Raw genomic sequence first — 22,262 nt, 5'->3', positions numbered from 1 at the left:
GATGCAAAGATAACAAATACTTATGAAATTATGTGCCTGAGAGGAGAGGGCTTGCAACTGGGTTTTACGATTGACCCATATAAGGCATATAACCGTGGATAAGATTGCAAAACAAACCAAAGCCCTATAGCTATTCGGAACGGCTGGTCTAAATGAAGTAGGTATAAGATGGAAAGATAATGTTCTTATCCGAGGAGGTCTCACGGACGTTTCTAATAGTTGTTTTTACGAAAGAAGCGGAGTAAAGGTTGCCGTTAGAGGTTAGCAGAGGTCATAGTCCCCAAGGTACGTGTGCCTACACGTTCAGTGTAATAGTAAATGAATGTTACTCTACGAATCTCTTCGTCAGATATCCGAAAGGAGTTCTCTATCTAAGGCGATAGAACGGAATCCGACAATAGAATGGAAGTGACGTTACTCAAATGGATAGCTGAAAATAACTTGCCACATACCGTGAGGTGTAAAAGTATGAAAAACCGCCGTATGCCGAACGGCACGTACGGTGGTGTGGGAGGTAGGTAAATGTGAAAGTAGGAGGTAAATGCCTTTTATGAATAACATTTACCTCCTACCCGATTATGGTTTTTCTTACTCAAAAAGCCATCTCAGTAGCGATCTAATTATCAATAGCTATTAGATAGCAAAAATTGTCTTATAAGACAATTTCAAGAGTATTAGCATGGAATCAAATTTCAGTAAGCTTAGTTTATAATCTTTCTTTATACGTTTTTAGTAAAACTCTTATTTATATTGGATTTGATCTTGATTAAATAAATCTAACTGTTGCTCGTTAGCCTTAATTTTCTTATATCGTTTGGTACTGTTCTTAAAGGTATTGTCATCTTCCCACTGGAGAATATCTTTCACTGCATATTCAGGTTTTAAGTTTGTGTGTTCTCCATTCTCTACTTTCTTTTTTGTAATAGTAATAAGAGTACAAGTTATCACTGTATTTGTCCCAATATTATAAACTTGTTCCAAGAACTCCTTGTCTAAGACTTTGAAATCAATTGTCTTTCCTGAATAGTTTCCTTTCCAAACTTTTCCATGTCCTTGCTGTAAGACTGGCGAAAGAATACGAATTGTTGTTCCTGCTATTTCTGTTTTATCTTCGGTGGTAGTATCAGACAATATCTTTTTTGTGAAATCGGCTCTGACTAACCTATTTTTAGAAACTGTATTTAACTTTTACCCATGTTTCAGAGTTTTTATTGTACATAGCGAACTTACCTTTGTCGGCATGGAAATAGTCGTAGCCAGCGGTAAGCTCTATTTGGTCGTTAAGTGAATAGGAAGCCGAGCAGCGATTGAAGATACCACCGTCTGTTACATCAATGTAGGCAAAGGTAGATATTTTCAGCGTGTTGTGTAGCAGTTCTTTTGCAAGCCGTGCGGTGGCAAGTCCTGCATTGTGATAGGCAGAAAGTCCGTCAAGGTTGCCCGAAGTGTATTTGTGGCAGTACTGAAGGCTTATGTTCCAGTTGTTGCTCAGATACAAATCAAGTCCTGCAAGGGCGTTGAGAGAGTTGCGTTGCACAGCATTTTGCCCCAAGATTACACTCTGCGCCTCGCCTATATAGTCGGCTATTTCGGCACGGACAACACACTTACCTATGGGCATAGAGCAGTCGGCACCGAGCATAGTCATACGGTGGTACTGACCGGTTATGAGAAGTGATTTTCCGTCAGCCGTCAGTTTAGTGCAAAAGGCAGGCTGCTTGTTCCACGTCCGCAAGCCACTCACAGAGAAATCTATTCCACTTAGGTTTACGCTTATGCGTCCGCCAAACTCCATATTCTTTAGTTGTTTTTTGGGTTTTCCGCTTTCTAAATCTATTGTATAGGGTAATTGTGAGGACGACAGGCGTATAGCCCATGGATTGCGCTTATCAGTGGGCAGTATGAAGAAATCGGTTACAGGATTGCATACAGCCTCAATCGTAACCATTTTTATTGTATACTTAGCACGTAGGGAATTGACAGGCATACGAATGTCGTCATAGTCCTGTGCGAGAAATTCGGTATAGTCGAACGGCGACACACAGTCGGTAAGTCGCAGTGCATCTGCTACCCCCCATACTACAATCTGCCTTCCTACACGCAGGTCAAGATTACCCTTTTCGTATGTAAGATAAGCCTCGCGCAGCTCCAGTTGCGTGTGTGCTTTGAGTATACCGTTGTAGATAGCGTTCAGTGACACAAAGAGTGAAGCTGCCCCTTTTTCAAGTTTCAGCTCTCCTCGTACTCGAGTCCTCGATGCCATCCACTCGGCTGTTCCCTCTGTCCTTATGGCGTGATAGGTATCAAGAAAACCTTTCAGCTGTAACTGTAAATTATTATCATTGGTAGTTTCGGCCGCTTCTTGCGAAACTCTTTCCGAACTATAGACAGTGTTTTCTAAATTGTTAATGCTATCTTTACAAACAATAGTGTCGTTCTCTGTTTGCAGTGTGTCTATTTGGGCTGATGCTTGTGCCGAGAACATAGGCACAAGCAATAGCATACATAACCAGAGTGTTTTCATATCAGAGTCCTTTCTCCAATTTGGAAACGGTGAAGAGATTGGGTGCCACCTTGATGTTGAATCGCTGGTTATCCATGCGAATGATGGTCTTGTGACCCGTCTGCACATTTTCCATTAGCATGAGGTGCATCGTCCAGAATCCCTGTACTTTGTCGATATTGGAGATAGAGAGTCGGCGGTGTAGCTTGTTTAGTTTGTCGTAATATTCTGCCTTGACAGCCATCAAACAGTCCTGTCTTATCCACGTTACTCGACGTGCATAGATTTCGTCCTTGTCGTTAGGAATCGACTGCACCACCCAGCATCTGTGTCCGCCTAAGTTTTCTTCTCGCAGGAGCTGGTGTAGTTCCTCGTCTACACTGCGCATACTCATGTCGTTGTAGGTAAAGTCGCTACCCATAAAGTAGTCGGTCTTCGACGACTTACCGCTGATGCGTCTTGTCTTTTTCATGGCAGGCAGATAGAGCCACTTGTCGTCCACCTTACGAGGATTGTCGTACTCCCATGTGAGGAATCCTGTTCCCTTCACATCTCCAGGATAAGTGAAAAACATAATTTTCTTAGTGTCCTTGCCTATGTCCATTGCCCATGATTCGAGTTTTCTGATTCGCTTGTGTCCACTTCGCTGAATGAGTGTCATCTCTACGTTAGCGTAGCGTGTGTCGCCATCAGGTCTGTTTTTTACTTTTTGCATAATATCCCTACCAGACAGTCCTGCTGCCTGTGCGCTGCCAATTGCCAATAGGGCGATGAGCAGCAATGTAAAATTTCTTGTTTTCATATTTTTTTGTTTTAATTGTTATTTTGAGTGTTGTTTATGTTTGCTTTCTCTTGCTTGAATATGTGGAGATAGTCTATGAGGATAGGGGTAAGGAAGAGGTCAGCCAACAAAGCCGATACCATTCCAGCCACTGCCAGTATGCCCCAATTGCACATTTGTGTGGCATCGGAGAAGACGAATCCCATGAATGTAGCCGAGATGACGACAGTGGACATTACAATGGCAAGTCCTTCGGTGCGGAAGGTGCGGTTGATGGCTGTTTTGTAGTTGCCATATTTGTCGTATGCCACATGACTGTGGTTAATGAAATGAATGGTGTCATCGACAGCGATACCCAATATCATCGGGATTAGCGAAGCGGTCATCATGTCGAGTGGGTAGCCGAGCCAGCCCATCATTCCACCTACGATAATGGCAGGGGCTATGTTGGGTATCATACCTACGAGTCCCACTTTCCAGTTTCCAAAAATCAGAACGAGGATAATGCCAATAACCAGTACCGATAGTATCATAGACCACATTTGCCCTCGCTCCACATACTGTTGCATGACGGTGAATTGTGGAACATTTCCCACTACTGAAACGTGTGCATCGGGGAAGAGACGGCTTGCCTCTGTCTGAAGGTTGTTCATTTCCTTTTCCGCTTCGTTGGAGTTGTAGTCTTTAAGTTCTATTTGTAGCCTTAGCCGTTTATAGTTGTAGTCCATCCAGTATTCCGACTCCGTTCCTCCAGCGTTTTCGTATAGTAACAGCAGTTGCGCTACCATATCGGCATTGTTGGGAATGGTGTAAAATTGTTGCTTGTTTCCGTTTAGAGTGCAATTCATGTCTTTCACAATGTCAGTGATGGAGTTGTGGCGTTTAGTTAGCTTGTAACCATCAGCAATTTTTGATAATAGGTCGAGCTTCTGTAAATTTTCTGGTTTCTTGGCATCGTTGTCGTGCGGCAGCGTAATCATCAAATCGTAGGCATACATGGAGCCGAGTTCCGTTTCGCAAAGATTGAGGAATTTGTTGACGTAAGGCACTTTTCTACCCATTGTCTTCTCAATGTCGAACGCTGGTTCTATGAAGAATAGCCCGATACCACAGAAAATAGTCAGCACCACCGACAAAGCGACAATGCATCGATGATTGCGTATGACAAAGCTCCCGAATCGCTCAAACCGATTGCCAATATAGCCCTCAAAACTTTTCGACATGTTGGCGGCTGGTCTTCTATCCTTGCCAAACGATAGCAGAATGGGAGTGATGAAGAGGCAGGTAATTAATACAGCGAGCAGACAGATTGATGTATTGAGGCCAATAGCCTGCATGGGTACGATGTTCATAGAAAGGAAAGTCATCATGGCAGCTACGGTGGTGAGTGCCGAGAGCGATACGCCCCAACCAGTCTCTCCCATAGCATCGATGATGGATAGCCTGCGCTTACCTGTTTCTACGAAGCGAGTCTTGAAGAAGTTGTATAGGTGTATGTTGTATGCAATGGAGCAAGCAAAGGTGAGAATGACGGCTATCATCATGGTTGTCATGTCTATGTAGATGCCTGTCCAGCCGATGATGCCAAAGCTGATGAGCAGTCCTAAGATAGATGTTAGCAATGGTGCTATTACTCCGCGTAGCGAACGAGTTACGATGAGCATTACCACAATAGAGATGATAAATGCGAAGAGGAACAATCGTCCCATTTCGCCCTTGAGATAGACCACCTTTTCATAGCTCAGATAAGGCATTCCTGCGGCAGCGGGCGATAGTTCTGCATATTTTTCCTTGCCTATGATATGTCCAGTTTCCCTGCCAGTAACCATGTCGGGAGCCATGTCGCTTGTCTTTTTCCAAACACTGTCTGCTGGAAAGGGACGCAGCTTTACCATTATCCATGTCATTGTTCCATCTGTCGATACCATTTTCTTCGCCAGATAGGGTTTGCTGTAAGCCTTTTGCTTGATTTTTTTCAGTCCAGCTGCATCCGATGGAATCTGCTCTGGTACAATCTGCTCTATGGTCATACCTTCTTCTGTACCAGAGGCAAACTCAATATCGGTGAGCGATGTTACCTTGTCGGCATACGATAAGCTATCTTTCAGTTCGTTGCTCAGCTCACGAATGAGTGTTAGACTGTGTTTGGAGAAGATATCCTTGTTCTTCACAAGCACTGCTACATAGTAGTCGTTACCAAAAATAGACTTGAACTCGTTGGTCTTTAGCAGCATGGGGTCGTCGCTTAGGAAATAGTCGTCGAACGAGGTTTTCATTACGATGCGCTTCGCTCCAACGAGCGAAAAGGCGATGACCACTACAGACAGCGCACCCACAACAAGCCGATGGCTCAAAATCCAGCTGGCCAACAGCCTGAAAAGGTTGTTGATTTTTTCTATTTTCATGATTTATTCCTTTTACGTTGTTTCTACTTTTGTTTATGATTAGATGTTTGTAGAAGTAGTATCTTGTTGCATTTTTACCATTTTGCAGAATACTCCACTTTGTGCCATTAGTTCGTCGGGTGTGCCCTGTTCTACGACTTTTCCGCCAGATAGCACTACTACATGATCGGCATTTCTGACGGTGCGCATACGGTGGGCAATGATGATGACGGTCTTGTTACGTACAAGTTCGGATATTCCTGCTTGTATTTTTGTTTCGTTTTCGGCATCTAAACTTGCAGTTGCTTCGTCTAAAAGTATTATAGGAGCGTTTTTCAGTAAGGCTCGTGCTATTGATATGCGTTGCCGTTCACCTCCAGAGAGCGTTTCTCCGTTTTCGCCTATTATGGTGTTATAACCTTGTGGCATACGACTTATAAATTCATCGCACTGTGCTAACTGAGCGGCGTGCTTTATTTCTTCATCTGTGGCGTTGCGTTTTCCTATGCGTATGTTGTCGGCAACGGAGGCATTAAATAGCATAACGTCTTGAAACACTACGGCATAGTTTTTAAGCAACGTCTCTGGTTCAATACCAGAGATGTCGTGTCCGCCCAGTGTTATCTTACCACTATTTGTGTCCCAAAAGCGTGCAGCGAGCTTGGCAGCAGTGCTTTTTCCTCCTCCAGATGATCCTACAAGTGCTGTTATTTCTCCTTGTCGTGCTGTGAACGAAACGTTTTGTAATACTTGTTTGTTACTTTCGTATGCAAAACATACATTGTGAAACTCAATGTCATAATTGGTAATGCTTACATCTTTCTTTCCCTCTTGTGTGGGCATAGCATTTATTTCTTTCATGCGTTTGATGCGAACATCTAAAAAGTTGAGTGTAACAATATTGGTACATACCTCCATTATGGGGTTGTACACCATAGCCGAGGCGATGAGGAAAGCAAAGTAGTGGAATATAGATACTTCTCCATGTTGTAAAAGCCATGCTCCCACAAGTATAACTGATGGCATACCTAACTTTATTAGTACAAAAGAAAAGTTTACTATAACACCTGCTATCGACTCATGTTTAATTAAATTTTTCTCATATTCTTTCAGTCTTTCGTCAAAACTATTGTTATATGCTTCCTCTCCATTGTATGATTTTATTTCTTGTACACATTCTAAGCCCTCTTGTATTTGTTCTGTTACACCTCTTTTAATATGATATAACTTGTCATAGGCTTTCTCTAATCTTTGGCGTGCAAAAAATAATGTTACAATACTTAACGGAACTACATAGAATAGGGTAATGGCTAATCGCCAGTCGTAACAGAATAAGCCTATAGCTATGAGTGTTATGCTCGCCACGGAAGCAAATATCTGTGGAATGGAGTGTGAAAAGATTTGTTCCAGCATGGTGCAGTCTTCCATTACCGTAGAGGTTAGATCTGACAAGTTACGTTCTCCAAAGAAGGCCAAAGGTAGGCGGCGTAGCTTTTCAGCCATGCTTATGCGTCTTCGTGCGCTTTCAGCATAAATGGTGGTGTAGGTACTATCGTATTGCCATCTTGTAATAATAAACATTATTACAGCTAAGACAATAGCTAATATCAGGTAGAATACCAGTTGATGATGTTGTGATAGCGAATTATTGTCGATGCGTTCTGTTAGGAAGAAAAACAAGTAGCATGGTGGCAGCATTAAAGCAAAGTTGAGCAATGTAGAAAATATGATGCCTCGTATCATGTCTTTTGCTCCTTTATTGGTAAGAGCAAAGCGTTGTTGAAGATATTTTATCATAGTGATATATGTTTTTTAGTGATGGGTTATAATTTCCAAGTAACTGACTTTTTGTATTCATTCCACATGTTGTAATATAGCGTTTTTTTAGCTATAAGGTCGCTGTGTGTACCTTGCTCGGCTATTTTTCCGTTATCTATTACGACAATGTTGTCGGCTTCTTGCACGGTGGTTAGTCTATGTGCTATCATTAATACTGTTTTGCCATGTGTAAGATGTGATAGTGCTTTACGAATGAGATGTTCGTTTTCAGGGTCGGCAAAGGCAGTAGCCTCGTCGAGCACTATGATAGGTGCGTCTTTAAGTATGGCTCGGGCAAGTGTTATGCGCTGTTGTTCTCCTCCTGAGAGATAAGTACCCTCGCTACCTATTATAGTGTTTATGCCTTGTGGCAGATTGTTAATAATTTCGCGGCTCTGTGATAAGTCAATGGCTCGGTTAATATCATCTGTTGTAGCATTTGGATTACCGTATCGTATGTTTTCTAATATAGATGTTTTGAATAGTCGTATGTTTTGGAATACGAACGACACGTTGCGCATAAGCTCGTCCTTGCTCATATTTCTTACATCTATGCCGCCTATGGTAACGCTGCCATGACATACGTCCCAAAAGCGGGGTATCAATCTTGCTATGGTGGTCTTTCCGCTACCCGACGCTCCTACAAGCGCAACGGTTTTTCCTTCGGGAATGGTAAGATTGATGTGGCTCACTGCGTCTTTGTTAGCTCCTTCATAACGGAAAGATACATCGTGCAGACTAATGTCAAACTTTTTAGATTTTTGTGCTTTTGTGCTTTCTGAAAGTGGTTTTACACATACAAGCCCTTCCAGTCTGCTTAATGCTTCTTTAGCCATAAAGAGATGTTGTCCGAGATACATTGCTCGCATTATGTTTAACGCTATGACAGGTGATATGAGGACATATAATATAATATCCGATATTACTATCCCTGCTTGTTTTCCATGCCCTATGAGTATGATTCCAATGGGTATAAGAAAGAATGCCAAAGCGTTTATAATGGTGGTGTAAGCAGACATTGGTGTGCGCCACATAAGAACAAATTTGGTGCTAAGGTCGCGGTAGCTAATAATGCTGTTGTAGAATTTTTTGAAAGAGAATACGGTTTGTTGAAATACTTTTACTACAGGAATACCTCTTACATATTCCACAGCCTCTGCACTCATCTTTTCTTGTGCGTCGAGATATTGTCGCTGGAATTGGTAGTTTTTGCCGCCCATCATAAATCCCATTATGCCAAATGCGCATACTATGGGCACCATTGACGCTAATCCAAGTTGCCAGTCTATTACGAGAAGAAGTATTATTACTCCAATGGGGGCTACTATGGAGCTTGCTACGTCTGGCAATATGTGTGCTACAAACTGGTGGGTCTGTGCAGAATCTTCATCTATGATTTTGCGCATACGCCCCGTGTTTTGAGTATCGAAGAAGCCTATAGGAGCTTTTAAAAGCTGTTCCATGCCCTTACGTCTCATGTTGGTTTCCACACGAAAGGCAGCTAAGTGTGAGAACATCAGGGCAATGAAATATAGCAACACGTTTGCCACCGATATGAGGAAAGCCCATAAGGCATAGTCTACAAGAGGTGTGCTTGAGAGGTTGCCTTTAGCTGTTAGTAGTGTGCGTACTATTATCCATAACAGGATAAATGGAATTAGGGATAGCAGTCCGTTTACTGCTGATAGTCCTACGGAGCATGGCAGCAAGTATTTGCGCCCTCCCATGTAAGCTCCTAAACGTTTTAGTGTTGTTATCATATATACTTGTTTAAAAAAAATAGTTTTATGGTTTCAGTAATGCTTTCCACCCTGCCATGCTAAAGTCCATGTACTGCTCCATGGCAACTTTGATATCCTCGTCGCTGTAATCTTCGTGTTCTACTATCTCGCAGAAAACTGTTATCCACGTAGAACAAGTGATGTGAATTAGCAGCGGTGATATGTTGCTGTTAAGATGTGGATAGCGTTCCTTCATTAAGCGTATGTATTCTATACCCCCTTGCATTTGTTTATCTATCATTTTTTCTTTATACCCTTGTAATGATGTTCCTTCCGATTTGAATAGAAGTAGGCGTAGCTCTGGACGAAAATCCTTTATAATGGATAACATGTTTAAGATATAATCTATTTGTCGTTGCCTCATACTGAAAACATCTATTGAGAGGAATTTTTCATCATTATGTGATAGTATGTGTTTGTTAAGTACTTTTATAAGAGGAGAAAGCACTTCACAAAACAATTTGTCTTTACTACGAAAGTAATTGTATATGTTGCCAACGGCAATACCTGCCTTTCGTGCCACTGTGCGAATGGAAGTATCTCTTACGCCGTGTGCAAGAAACTCTTCTCGAGCAATGTTTAAAATGCGTTGCTTTATGTCGTTTTTTAATATCTGCATAATCTATAATAAAAGCTATGAGTAGTATTGGGAAAGTAATTGTTTGTTAATAATGAACAATGTTTCGTTATGTTCATAAAAAAAGCGCACCGTTTTTTTGAACGGTGCGCCTGGTTTAAAGAGATTCTATTTTCCAGTGATATGTAATGTTTACTTTTTATCATCAGCATGGATAATTAATTCGATGCAAAGATAATAATGGATTTATAATGTAACAATACCAAAAAATAGGTATTTTGCTGTTTTTGAGAAATAACTTTTTATAAGTGAATTGTAAATATTAAAAGTCTTATTTTTTATTCTGTCTTTATTTCATAACTTTTACTTTCATAAAAAATAACATAATATTAGCTAAACTGTTGATGTATAATAAGTTTATTAGTGCTTAAAGAATAGTTTTGTAGACAAAAAAATGGTGTTTGTAGAGATAAAAGACAATGTATAAGAATGAAAAATAAGTTATTTTTTGAGTGTTTTTAATTTATTTTTCCATTAAAAATAACCTATTTTTGTTTTTCAAATATATCTTGTTTTTACATTAAATATTACTTATTATTGTGTAATAGCTTAGTTTTAGTAAGTTGAAACCGTGTTTTCTTCCTTGTTTAAATATCATTATTATAAGGTATATGATTATAATTTGTTTTTTTTGATGGAGAAAATATCTTTAAAAATAAATAGTTTGTCGGAAATTATTTGTATTTTTGCCATACGAGTTGTTGAGTTTGCTGTTATTTTTTTTAGATACTACGCTAAGTAAAATTCACGACTTGTTAAGATTATGAGCAATTATATAGTTGTTCAGGCACTTATTCTGCTGAAAATTAATTTATTACGGTATACAAAATAACTTATGTATTAAAATGAAACATAATTTTGATTTTCTTGTTATCGGTAGTGGAATAGCAGGAATGAGTTTTGCACTTAAAGCTGCAAACAGTGGTAAAGGGAAAGTTGCCTTAATATGTAAGACATCACTTGAAGAATCTAACACGTCTAAAGCGCAAGGAGGTATAGCTTCTGTAACAAATTTTAAGGTGGACGACTTTGAAAAGCATATAGAAGATACCATGATAGCTGGCGACTTTATTTCAGACAGAAAGGCCGTAGAGAACGTTGTTCGTAATGCTCCTGAAGCTATAAAAGATTTAGTAGAGTGGGGAGTAAATTTCGACAAAACTCCTCAAGGAAACTATGATTTGCATAAAGAAGGTGGTCATAGCGAGTTTCGTATTCTTCATCATGCTGATGATACAGGTAACGAAATTCAGAAAAAACTATTGGAAGCAGTAAAGCAAAATAAGAATATAACAGTTTTTGAACACTATTATGCTGTAGAAATAATTACTCAACACCATTTAGGAGTAAAAGTAACTCGTAAGACACCAGACATAGAATGTTTTGGAGCGTATGTGCTAAATCCTGAAACAAATAAGGTGGACACATTCCTTAGTAAAGTAACGGTTATGGCTACAGGAGGAGTAGGTGCTATATATGCTACAACATCTAATCCTAATATAGCCACAGGTGATGGTATCGCTATGGTTTATAGAGCTAAAGGCACAGTTAAAGATATGGAGTTTGTGCAATTTCACCCAACAGTATTATTTAATCCAGCAGAAACTCACCCCGCATATCTTATTACAGAAGCAATGAGAGGCTATGGGGCTATTTTACGTTTACCTACGGGAGAGGAGTTTATGCATAAATACGACCCACGTTTATCGTTAGCACCAAGAGATATCGTTGCAAGAGCCATTGATAGAGAGATGAAAATACATGGGCTTAATCATGTATGTTTAGATGTAACGCATAAAGATGCAAATGAAACACGTAAGCATTTCCCTAATATATATGAAAAATGTTTATCAATAGGTATTGATATTACAAAACAATATATTCCTGTTTGTCCAAGTGCACATTATATGTGCGGAGGAATTAAGGTAGATTTAAACGGGGAAAGCTCTATAAAGAGATTATATGCCATTGGAGAATGTTCTTGCACAGGGTTACATGGCGGTAACAGATTGGCGAGCAACTCTTTAATAGAGGCTGTAGTATATGCTAAGTCAGCCTTTAACCATGTTATGAAAGTAATAGACGGTTATAGTATAAACGATTCTGTTCCTCTTTGGAATGATGATGGTACTATGACTAATGAGGAGAAAGTTTTGATAGCTCAAGATGAGCGAGAGGTGGGGCAAATAATGTCGAACTATGTAGGTATAGTGCGTAGCAACCTTCGTTTGCAAAGAGCTTTAAAACGTCTTGATTTGTTATATGAAGAAACGGAAGAATTGTTTAAGCGTGTAAAACCAACAAAAGACATTTGTGAATTAAGAAATATGATAAATGTTGGTTATCTTATAGCACGTCAAGCTATAGAGCGTAAAGAGAGTAGAGGGCTTCATTATACAATAGATTATCCGAGGCATGATTAAAATAAAATAACGCCGTAAGAATAAGAAAAAAGTTATGATAAAACAGGAATGGATAGATAAAGGTTTTATCGATGAGCCTATACCTGATAAAGCAAACATTAAAAGCGAAATACGCAAGCTGTGTAAAGAAAAAGATGCTATCATCATGGCTCATTATTATACGGAGAGTATAATACAAGAAGTAGCTGATTTTGTAGGAGATAGTCTTGCTTTGGCTCAAAAAGCAGCAGCTACTGACGCTAAAATAATAGTTATGTGTGGTGTGCATTTTATGGGAGAAACAAATAAAATACTTTGTCCGGACAAAGTAGTTCTTGTTCCAGATTTGAATGCATCTTGCTCTTTGGCAGAAAGCTGCCCAGCTGATGAATTTAAAAAGTTTGTAAAAGCCCATCCTCATCATGTTGTTATTAGTTATGTTAATACTACTGCAGCAACTAAAGCTGTTACTGATGTTGTTGTAACAAGTAGTAATGCAAGGCAAATAGTAGAGTCGTTTCCTAAAGATACACCTATAATCTTTGGGCCTGATGAAAACTTGGGCAGTTATATTAACAAGCTAACAGGTAGAAATATGTTACTTTGGAACGGAGCATGTCATGTACATGAAAAATTTTCTGTAGAGAGAATATTAGAATTAAAAAAGGATTTTCCAAAGGCTAAGATACTGGCACACCCGGAATGTAAAGGTCCTATATTAAGATTAGCTGATAAAGTTGGTAGTACAGCAGCATTATTGAAGTTTAGTATTACTGATAGTGCTAAAGAATTTATTGTTGCAACAGAAAGTGGAATATTACATGAAATGCAGAAATCGGCACCGCAAAAAACATTTATACCAGCCCCGCCAGATGATAGTACTTGTGCATGTAATGAGTGTAATTTTATGAAATTGATAACTATAGAAAAGTTATATAATTGCTTGAAGTACGAGTGGCCTAATATAGAGGTAGATAAAGATATAGCCGAAAAAGCTATAAGACCTATAAATAAGATGTTAGAAATATCAAAAAGATTAAGATTATAAGAATATAGGAGTATAATATATGTTTTCAAAAAAAGAATGTAATAGGAGATTATTAGAACTTGCTTTTAACGAGGATATAGGTGATGGAGATCATACCACCCTTTGTTGTATAGACAAAGATGCTATAGGTGAAAGCAAGTTGTTAATAAAAGAAGAAGGAATATTTGCAGGTATAAACATTGCAAAAGAAATATTTCACATGTTTGATCCAGAGCTTGAGGTAGTAGTCTTTATTAACGATGGCGAAAAAGTTAAGCCGGGCGATATTGTACTATCTGTAAAAGGTAAAGTTCAAAGTATATTGCAAACGGAAAGACTTCTTTTAAATGTTCTTCAAAGAATGAGTGGTATTGCAACAATGACGCATAAGTATCAACAAGCTTTGATAGATGCAGGAACAAAGACACGAGTTCTGGATACAAGGAAGACTACACCGGGCATGAGAATGTTAGAGAAGGAAGCTGTAAAAATAGGTGGAGGAATGAATCACCGAATAGGCTTATTTGATATGATCTTATTAAAAGACAATCATATAGACTTCTGTGGAGGTGTACATAACGCTATATCAAAAGCAAAGAAATATTGCAAAGATAAAGGGAAAGACTTAAAGATAGAGTGTGAAGTTCGTGATTTTAAAGAATTAGAAGAGGCTCTATTGGAAGGGTGTGATAGGATAATGTTTGACAATTTCACACCAGAAGAAACTGCAAAAGCGGTAAAGATAGTAAATGGAAGATGTGAAACAGAGTCGAGTGGAGGTATAACTTATGAAAATATGATACCATATGCTAAGGCTGGAGTTGATTTCATTTCCTTTGGAGCATTAACGCATAGCGTAAAGTGCTTAGACATGAGCCTGAAAGCAACAGGAAGCAGTAAGCTGAAAATATAGAAACAATAAGAGCTTTATTAAAAGATCATTATGAAAGCTATGTTTATATGATAGTCTTAATGTAAGTAAGCATATTATTATATTATAGTTATAATAGTATAGCTTACTTTCTAATGAATACTATTTCTTTAGGTATTTTTAGCCATTTATTGTTTACTACTATCTTTATAGTACTGCCAGAAAGCTGCTTTAGAGAGTATGTGCCATTCTTGTTAATACGTAATTCGGCTGTTAAATCTTCTGAACCATAATCGTTTATGATGATAAGTTTGGCTGTATTTCCCTTTATTGTGGCTTCTGAAATTATCCATTTGCGTGTATCACGCTTTGCACCAAAATATCCAGGTAGGTTTCCTAATATCTCCTGACCAGGTATTTTGATGCTGTTTTTTATAAAATCAATATCCAGCCATACCTGATATTCATCGTTTACCAAATGAGCTTTAAAAGGATTTACTCCAGTAGTAAGTGCTGATGATTGGTTGTTTTGTTTATTATCTACCGTTTGTGCTTTTATCGTTAATGATAAAGAGATGAGTGTTATTATAGATATTATTTTTGCTTTTTTCATAACTTTTTCGCTTATTTTTTGCAAAGATACTATTTTAAATCAAGTAATTATATAAGGTTTCACAAAATAAAAGGTTTAAAATTGCGCTTTCTTTTTATTTATGGTATCTTTGTACCCCAAAGTATTTAGTAATAATATAGGTTATAAAAATGTTATTTCCGGATTTTATCTTTGAAACTAGTTGGGAAGTATGTAATAAAGTAGGCGGTATTTATACTGTTCTTTCAACACGTTCTAAGACGTTGCAAGAAAGATTAAAAGATAATTTGATATTTATAGGTCCTGATTTTAGTGGAGGAGATAATTCATTATATTTTAAAGAAGATAATACTCTTTATGGTTCTTGGCAGAAGAAAGCTAAGGAAGAAGGGCTTAAAGTAAAGGTTGGACGTTGGGATATTCCAGGTCGTCCAGTTGCTTTTTTGGTAGCTTATAATCATTTAAATAGTATAAAAAACGATTTTTTTACCCAGTTATGGAATACATATCAGGTAGATAGTCTGCATGCTTATGGCGATTATGACGAATCGGCACTGTTTTCTTTGGCAGTATCTCAGGTAGTAGAAAGCTTCTATCGTTTTTATTTATCTAAAGAAAATAAGGTGGTTTTTCATGCTAATGAGTGGCAAACGGGTTTTGCTGCTCTATTACTTCAGCAGTCTCTACCCGAAGTAGCGACCATCTTTACAACTCATGCTACTTGTATTGGGCGTAGTATTGCAGGTAATAATAAGCCTCTTTATGATTATCTTTGGGCTTATAATGGCGACCAAATGGCTCGTGAATTGAATATGGAAAGTAAGCATTCCATTGAAAAAAGTACAGCTCATAATGTAGATTGTTTTACAACAGTGAGCGATATTACTGCAAAGGAATGTGCAGAGTTGCTTGATAAACCTGTAGATGTGGTACTACCAAATGGGTTTGAAGATGGGTTTGTACCAAAGGGAAGTGCTTTTTTAAAGCATCGTTCTTTAGCACGGAAGAGGTTATTGGAAGTTGCAAATGCTCTTTTAGGAACTCGTCTTGGAAATGATACGCTTATAATATCTACATCGGGTAGGTATGAGTTTCGTAATAAAGGAATAGATGTTTTTATAGATGCTCTCAACAGTCTTAGTAAAGATTCTTATTTCGATAGAGAAGTTGTGGCTTTTATAGAAGTGCCTGCTTGGGTTAATAGTCCTCGACAAGATCTAATAGAAAGGTTGCAAAGTGGAAACAAATATACCAATCCTTTAGATGCTCCTTATATTACCCATTGGCTGAATAATGGAGAAGAAGATAGTATATTAAACAAGTTTCGTTCTCTGAATATATCTAATGGAGGAGATAGTAAGGTAAAGATTATCTTTATACCGTGTTATCTAACAGGTAATGATGGCGTATTTAATATGGATTATTACGACCTTATTATAGGCAATGATCTTTGTGTATATCCATCTTATTATGAGCCGTGGGGATATACACCGTTAGAGTCTGTTGCTTTTAAAGTGCCTTGTATAACCACTAATCTCGCAGGTTTTGGCTTATGGGCAAATAAGGAGAATAATGGTAAAAGTACGATAGAAGACGGTGTAGAGGTAGTGTATCGTACTGATTATAACTATAATGAAGTTATAGAGGAGATTAAATCAGCGATAGTTAAATATGCTGCAATGGATAGTAAAGAGGCTAATAAATGCAGAACTGCAGCTTATAAATTGTCGAAAAAAGCTCTTTGGAGCAAATTTATAAAGTATTACGATGTAGCTTATGATTATGCTTTGCGTAAGGCACACGATCGTTTGGCAGCATTAGAAATAATAGAATAATAAAATAATAAACAAAAACTAAAATGAAGATTAAGTCAGATTACACTAACGAACCTCAGTGGACTGAGTTAAACGTTAAATCAACTCTTCCCAAAGAGTTAGTATGTCTTAATGAAATTGCTCATAATATGTGGTGGGCATGGACATATCAGGCACGTAATTTATTTAAGAGTCTTGATGAGGACTTGTATGAGCAGGTTGGACATAATCCTGTTTTGCTCCTTGAACGTTTAAGTCTTGAGCGTTTGGAAGCTATTGTTAAGGATAAGACATTGATGAAACACGTAGATGAAGTGTATAAGATGTTTCGTGCATATATGGATGTTAAGCCTAATGCTAAGCGTGCTTCAGTGGCTTATTTCTCTATGGAATATGGGCTTAATCAGGTGTTGAAAATTTATTCTGGTGGTCTTGGAATGTTAGCAGGTGATTACTTAAAGGAAGCATCTGATTCTAATGTAGACCTCTGCGCTGTAGGTTTTCTTTATCGTTATGGATATTTCCGTCAGAGCTTATCTATGGATGGTCAGCAGATAGCTAAGTATGATGCTCAGCAGTTCAATTCTTTACCTATAGAGCGAGAGTACGATAAGGATGGAAATCAGCTTGTAGTAGAGGTTCCTTATCGTGATTATATAGTAAAAGCTCTTGTTTGGCGTGTTAATGTAGGTCGTATAAAGCTTTATCTTTTAGATACAGATAATGATTATAATTCGGAGTATGATCGTCCTATAACTCATGCATTATATGGTGGTGATTGGGAAAATCGTCTAAAACAGGAGATTCTTCTTGGTATAGGTGGTATGCTTACATTGAAGAAATTAGGTATAAAGAAAGATGTTTACCATTGTAATGAAGGTCATGCCGCACTTTGTAATTTGCAACGTTTATGTGATTATCGTGAAGAAGGTTTGAGCTTTAATGAAGCAATGGAGCTTGTACGTGCATCAGGTTTATACACAGTTCACACTCCAGTACCAGCAGGTCACGACTATTTCGATGAAGAACTTTTTGGAAAGTATATGGGTTCATATGCTAATAAGTTAGGTATATCATGGGACGAGTTTATAGGAATGGGACGTACCAATCCTGATGATCACTCAGAACGTTTTTGTATGAGTACTTTTGCATGTAACACTTGCCAGGAAATAAATGGTGTATCTAAACTGCATGGCTGGGTAAGTCAGAAAATGTTTGCCCCACTTTGGAAGGGTTATTTTGCTGAAGAGAACAGTGTAGGTTATGTTACTAATGGTGTACATCTTCCTACATGGACGGCTACAGAGTGGCGTAAGCTATATGATAAGTATTATGATAAGAGCTTTATGAGCGACCAAAGTAACGAAGACATTTGGCATGCTATATATAATGTGCCAGATGCAGAGATTTGGGAAACACGTATGGCTTTGAAAGTAAAGCTTATAAAGTATATAAAAGATAAGTTTACTCAACAATGGTTGCGTAACCAAGGCGATCCAGCAAAGGTGGTACAGGTATTAGAAAAGATTAATCCTAATGCTTTGATGATAGGTTTCTGTCGCCGTTTTGCTACTTATAAGCGTGCTCATTTATTATTTACAGACTTAGAGCGTCTTGACAAGATAGTTAATAACCCTGAACGTCCTGTGTTATTTTTCTTCTCAGGTAAAGCTCATCCAGCTGATGGTGCTGGTCAAGGACTTATTAAGAAGATTTTTGAAATATCAAGAATGCCACAATTCTTGGGTAAGATAATCTTCTTGGAAGATTACGATATGCAGTTGGCTCGTCGTTTGGTTTCGGGTGTAGATATATGGATGAATACTCCTACACGTCCACTTGAGGCAAGTGGAACATCAGGTGAAAAGGCAGAGCTGAATGGTGTAGTTAATCTTTCTGTGCTTGATGGCTGGTATGTAGAGGGTTATCGTAAAGGTGCAGGTTGGGCTTTACCAGAGAAGCGCACCTATAAAGATCAGAATTATCAGGATCAGCTTGATGCTGCTACAATATATAGTTTGCTTGAAAACGAGATAGCTCCACTTTTCTTTAATAAGGACGCTAAGACAGGTTATTCAAAGGAGTGGATACAAGTAGTAAAGAATTCTATAGCAACAATAGCTCCTCATTATACTATGAAGCGTCAATTAGACGATTACTTTGATAAGTTTTATAACCGTCAGGCTAAACGTTTTGCAGAGTTATGCTCTAAGGATAATAAACTTGCAAAGGAGCTTGCTGCATGGAAAGAGCAGGTAGCTGAGAAGTGGGACGCAATAAATGTTGTAGCTAAGAATGTTGATGCTCTACATGATGTTACTACAGGAAAGAAGGCAAAGTTAAGCTTTACTATTGATGAGCAAGGCTTAAAGAACGCTGTTGGGTTAGAGTTAGTTATATTATATAACACTCCTGTTGATGATGTTAATGTATTCGAGGTAGTACCATTTAAGATGGTGAAGTCAGAAGGGAATTGTTATACCTTTGAAGTGGAATATAATCCTAACGTTGCAGGGTCTTATAAGTATGGTGTTCGTATGTATCCTAAGAATAGTAAATTACCACATCGTCAAGACTTTGCGTATGTTAAATGGATAGGATAATATCTATAAACTGAAATAAGAAGAATTATTTACATAAGAAAGCCCCTTTCTTTATGCTTTTATGTATAAAGGAAGGGGCTTACTTTTATGATAAAACAAAATTTAATATTTACGAGATTAAATTTTAGTTATGTCTGTATAACAAAGTAAGATTAACTATTCTTTGATAAGTTTCTTGCTCATGTGTCTTACAGGATACCATACTGCTACCCACCCAACTATAATAACAGTAAAGAAAATGATAACTATATCAGTGGGGTGTACACTGACAGGGTAAGCATTAACAACGAAGTTGCTATTTGCATCACCTAACTTTACTATTCCATAAACTTGTTGTAGCCAGCATAGTAATAGCCCTATAGATATACCTATTATAGCTCCAAAGAGTGAAATCATACGTCCTTCAAAAAGGAAAATACGAACTATAAGCTTTTCAGAAGCTCCCAGACATCGAAGTGTTTGCACATCATTTTTCTTATCTATCATTAACATAGACAGTGAACCGATGATGTTAAAACAAGCTACCATTAATATGAAACTTAAGAAAATATATGCAAATAGCTTTTCTATCTTCATGATATTAAAGGTATCAGCTTGTTGTTCATATCTGTTTTTTACTGTGTATTTTGACCCAACAATAGATTTAATTTTTTCTTGTATTTTATTGATGTCTACCCCCTCTTTCATTCTAAGCTCTAGTGATGTTATTTGTCCTTGTCTATTGAACAATCGTCTAGCAAAGTTAAGTGAGGTTATAATGTATCCACCATCATATTTATTTTGTTTTACTTGGAAAACTAATCCAGGTGATATCAGAGAGTCTTTTACAAAACTTTGTGTGGGGTCAGTAGGATCGTATTGTCCTTCACGTTGTGGGGCATATATATATAGGTAGTCGCGCCAAAACACTCCAGTACCTAAGTCTTGAGCTACACGAACACCCAAGAGCCCATATTGCAGATTGGCTGTTTCTAAGTTTAGGTCGCCATCACCATAGCATATATTGCTAATGTGTGTTAGCGAGTCGAGGTTAGCTTCCATTCCTTTTATCATTATCATTTTTTGATTACCGTGATAGACAGCTAAAGCCTGATCTTCTACACATTCTGTGGATACAGCAACTTCTTTAAGATGCTTTACTTTCTTTAGCAAAGGATCGTCTGCAGGCATGGCTTTACCTGTGGCTGCCTCTATTTTTATTTGAGGATCAAACCCTGTAAAGAAAGAAGCTACTAAGTCTGCAAAACCATTAAAGCCACTCATGACTACTACCAAAGCCATTGTTGCCACTGCTACACCAATTACAGAGATAAGGCTGATGACGTTAATAGCATGAGTACTCTTTTTAGAGAATATATAACGGCGTGCTATGTAAAAGGAAAAATTCATTTTTTATCTTTCAATAGATGCTCAATGTGTTCAAGATAATCTAAAGAATCATCTACAAAGAATCTCAATTCTGGAATGATACGTAGCTGGTTATGTGTACGTTTACCTAATTCATATCGGATTGTTTTCTCATTTTTATTGATATTTTTAATTAGTTCTTCTGTTTTCTCAGATGGGAAAATACTTAAATAAGCAGTACATATACTAAGGTCTGGACTTATTCTTACACGTGTAACACTAACCAAAACGCCATGCAAAAGGCGTGTTTGCGACTGGAATATGCTTGCCAACTCCTTTTGGAGCAAGCGTGATATGCGGTTTTGTCTTGTTTCTTGCATTTTTTAAAAGGTTGTTTATAATAAAGATGTTCCTTTTCTATTATTTATATTAGTGTGGAACTCATTATTGCAAAGTTACTTAATTATTATTTATTTTAGAAATTATTTCTTTCTTATCACTGTTAATCCATCTCTTATTGGTAGGATAACCTTTTCTATACGTTCATCTTTTGCTATCATATCGTTAAATTCTCGTATACCTATAGTTTGCTTATCGTGATCGTAGGCATGGTCAATGACATGTCCATTCCATAGAGTATTATCAGCAATGATATATCCACCACTATTTATTATAGGGAATAGTGCACGATATGTTTCTATATAAGTGCGTTTATCTCCATCAATAAAAGCCATATCAAACATTACGCCTAATAGAGGAGCTTCTGCTATTGCATTTCCTATTCTGAAGTCTATTTTATCAGCATAGGCAGAATTTTCTATCCATGGACGCGTAAAATCCTCCATTTCGTCGTTTATTTCAAATGTTATAATCTTGCTTCCTTCTTCTAAACCTTCTGCCATGCAGAGGGCAGAGTAGCCGCTGAAAGTTCCCACTTCTATGATTCTCTTAGGGCGAATCATGCGTACAAGTAGCTTTAATAGTCTTCCTTGCAGATGCCCGCTTGCCATACGTCCATGCAGTGTGTGTATGTTTGTAGCACGGTAAAGACGATGTAGGTAATCGCCCTCAGCGTCTATATGCCTATTAATGTATTTGTCTAAAGCGTCTATCATCTTTATTTTAATAATGCTTCTATGGCTAATCGGTAACTATCTAAGCCAAATCCTTGTATAGTGCCTTTACACGATGGTGCTATCATAGATAATCTGCGATACTCTTCTCGGCTGTTTATATTACTTATATGCACTTCTATTACAGGGGTGGTAATGGCTTTAATACAGTCGGATAGAGCTATACTTGTATGTGTATAAGCTCCGGCATTAAGTATTATTCCGTCAAAAGAAAAGCCTACTTCTTGTAATTTGTCAATAAGTTTGCCCTCTATATTGCTTTGATAATAGTATAGATCCACTTCTGGAAACCTCTTCTGTAGTCGTGGAAGGAAATCTTCCATCGACTCTTTGCCATATATATCAGGCTCGCGTTTGCTTAGTAAGTTAAGGTTAGGACCGTTTATTATAATTATTTGCATATTGTTTTATATAAATCTTTCTTATTGATAATAGTTTTATAAAAGTATTTTTTCTTCTTATACATATATATATGAGTAATCTCTTTAGTAGATATTATTGAGAAAGGACAGATATAAGTTGTGTTAAGAAATAGAAGAAACCTTTATTTAAAGTAGTTTTTGGCATTT

Annotated in this window: 17 protein-coding genes; 5 read left to right on the top strand and 12 right to left on the bottom strand. The window is 37.7% G+C overall.

Going from position 1 to position 22,262, the window contains the following annotated elements:
• Positions 1–741: 741 nt before the first annotated feature.
• From AC1DCD_RS01575 to AC1DCD_RS01545, 7 genes are read right to left on the bottom strand one after another with little or no spacing between them, the layout of a single operon-like run.
• Complete coding sequence (locus AC1DCD_RS01575; RefSeq protein ID WP_464639491.1) at positions 742–1,131, bottom strand: hypothetical protein; 390 nt, start codon at positions 1,129–1,131, stop codon at positions 742–744.
• Between the two features lie 37 nt (positions 1,132–1,168).
• Positions 1,169–2,524, bottom strand: a complete 1,356-nt coding sequence (locus AC1DCD_RS01570; RefSeq protein WP_039864162.1) for a DUF1302 family protein — start codon at positions 2,522–2,524, stop codon at positions 1,169–1,171.
• Between the two features lies 1 nt (position 2,525).
• Positions 2,526–3,305: an outer membrane lipoprotein-sorting protein gene (locus AC1DCD_RS01565; protein ID WP_464639489.1), complete on the bottom strand. Its 780-nt coding sequence runs from the start codon at positions 3,303–3,305 to the stop codon at positions 2,526–2,528.
• A gap of 11 nt (positions 3,306–3,316) precedes the next feature.
• Positions 3,317–5,689: an efflux RND transporter permease subunit gene (locus AC1DCD_RS01560; protein ID WP_464639487.1), complete on the bottom strand. Its 2,373-nt coding sequence runs from the start codon at positions 5,687–5,689 to the stop codon at positions 3,317–3,319.
• Between the two features lie 39 nt (positions 5,690–5,728).
• Positions 5,729–7,465, bottom strand: a complete 1,737-nt coding sequence (locus AC1DCD_RS01555; protein WP_464639485.1) for an ABC transporter ATP-binding protein — start codon at positions 7,463–7,465, stop codon at positions 5,729–5,731.
• A gap of 26 nt (positions 7,466–7,491) precedes the next feature.
• Positions 7,492–9,246 carry an ABC transporter ATP-binding protein gene (locus tag AC1DCD_RS01550; RefSeq protein WP_464639483.1) on the bottom strand — a complete coding sequence of 585 codons (1,755 nt, stop codon included), beginning with the start codon at positions 9,244–9,246 and terminating at the stop codon, positions 7,492–7,494.
• A gap of 25 nt (positions 9,247–9,271) precedes the next feature.
• Complete coding sequence (locus AC1DCD_RS01545; protein ID WP_060932599.1) at positions 9,272–9,886, bottom strand: TetR/AcrR family transcriptional regulator; 615 nt, start codon at positions 9,884–9,886, stop codon at positions 9,272–9,274.
• Between the two features lie 863 nt (positions 9,887–10,749).
• Here AC1DCD_RS01545 and nadB point away from each other — a divergent pair.
• From nadB to nadC, 3 genes are read left to right on the top strand one after another with little or no spacing between them, the layout of a single operon-like run.
• Positions 10,750–12,327: an L-aspartate oxidase gene (nadB, locus tag AC1DCD_RS01540; RefSeq protein ID WP_008448044.1), complete on the top strand. Its 1,578-nt coding sequence runs from the start codon at positions 10,750–10,752 to the stop codon at positions 12,325–12,327.
• A gap of 34 nt (positions 12,328–12,361) precedes the next feature.
• Entirely contained in the window at positions 12,362–13,354 is a 993-nt protein-coding gene (gene nadA, locus AC1DCD_RS01535) for a quinolinate synthase NadA (RefSeq protein WP_008447992.1), read from the top strand.
• 19 nt (positions 13,355–13,373) lie between these two features.
• Positions 13,374–14,246 (top strand): carboxylating nicotinate-nucleotide diphosphorylase, encoded by an 873-nt coding sequence (gene nadC / locus AC1DCD_RS01530; RefSeq protein WP_036855114.1) that lies wholly within the window; start codon positions 13,374–13,376, stop codon positions 14,244–14,246.
• Between the two features lie 103 nt (positions 14,247–14,349).
• Here nadC and AC1DCD_RS01525 read toward each other — a convergent pair whose 3' ends face one another.
• Positions 14,350–14,817 (bottom strand): hypothetical protein, encoded by a 468-nt coding sequence (locus tag AC1DCD_RS01525; protein WP_039864164.1) that lies wholly within the window; start codon positions 14,815–14,817, stop codon positions 14,350–14,352.
• A 149-nt stretch (positions 14,818–14,966) separates the two neighbouring features.
• On the opposite strand from AC1DCD_RS01525, the gene AC1DCD_RS01520 reads away from it, so the two are divergent.
• Both AC1DCD_RS01520 and glgP read left to right on the top strand, forming a co-directional pair.
• The gene (locus AC1DCD_RS01520; RefSeq protein WP_464639479.1) at positions 14,967–16,631 is read left to right on the top strand and encodes a glycogen/starch synthase; all 1,665 of its coding nucleotides are present in this window, start codon (positions 14,967–14,969) and stop codon (positions 16,629–16,631) included.
• 23 nt (positions 16,632–16,654) lie between these two features.
• Positions 16,655–19,213: an alpha-glucan family phosphorylase gene (gene glgP / locus AC1DCD_RS01515; RefSeq protein ID WP_464639477.1), complete on the top strand. Its 2,559-nt coding sequence runs from the start codon at positions 16,655–16,657 to the stop codon at positions 19,211–19,213.
• A gap of 156 nt (positions 19,214–19,369) precedes the next feature.
• Here glgP and AC1DCD_RS01510 read toward each other — a convergent pair whose 3' ends face one another.
• The 4 genes from AC1DCD_RS01510 to AC1DCD_RS01495 all read right to left on the bottom strand — a co-directional run bounded on the left by AC1DCD_RS01510 (position 19,370) and on the right by AC1DCD_RS01495 (position 22,094).
• A complete protein-coding gene (locus tag AC1DCD_RS01510; RefSeq protein ID WP_008448033.1) occupies positions 19,370–20,602 on the bottom strand; it encodes an FtsX-like permease family protein in 1,233 nt (410 codons plus the stop codon).
• On the bottom strand, positions 20,599–20,940 hold the full coding sequence (gene rbfA / locus AC1DCD_RS01505) for a 30S ribosome-binding factor RbfA (RefSeq protein ID WP_308532588.1): 342 nt from the start codon (positions 20,938–20,940) through the stop codon (positions 20,599–20,601). Before rbfA ends, AC1DCD_RS01510 begins: the two co-directional genes overlap by 4 nt.
• Before the next feature lie 102 nt (positions 20,941–21,042).
• Positions 21,043–21,675, bottom strand: a complete 633-nt coding sequence (locus tag AC1DCD_RS01500) for an O-methyltransferase (protein WP_019035828.1) — start codon at positions 21,673–21,675, stop codon at positions 21,043–21,045.
• 2 nt (positions 21,676–21,677) lie between these two features.
• Positions 21,678–22,094 carry a type II 3-dehydroquinate dehydratase gene (locus AC1DCD_RS01495; protein WP_308532586.1) on the bottom strand — a complete coding sequence of 139 codons (417 nt, stop codon included), beginning with the start codon at positions 22,092–22,094 and terminating at the stop codon, positions 21,678–21,680.
• Positions 22,095–22,262 lie beyond the last annotated feature (168 nt).

This window comes from Prevotella sp. C0209C1 (assembly GCF_056583855.1).
The sequence above is the reverse complement of the archived record's forward strand: the minus strand, read 5'-3'. Positions and strand labels throughout refer to the sequence as shown.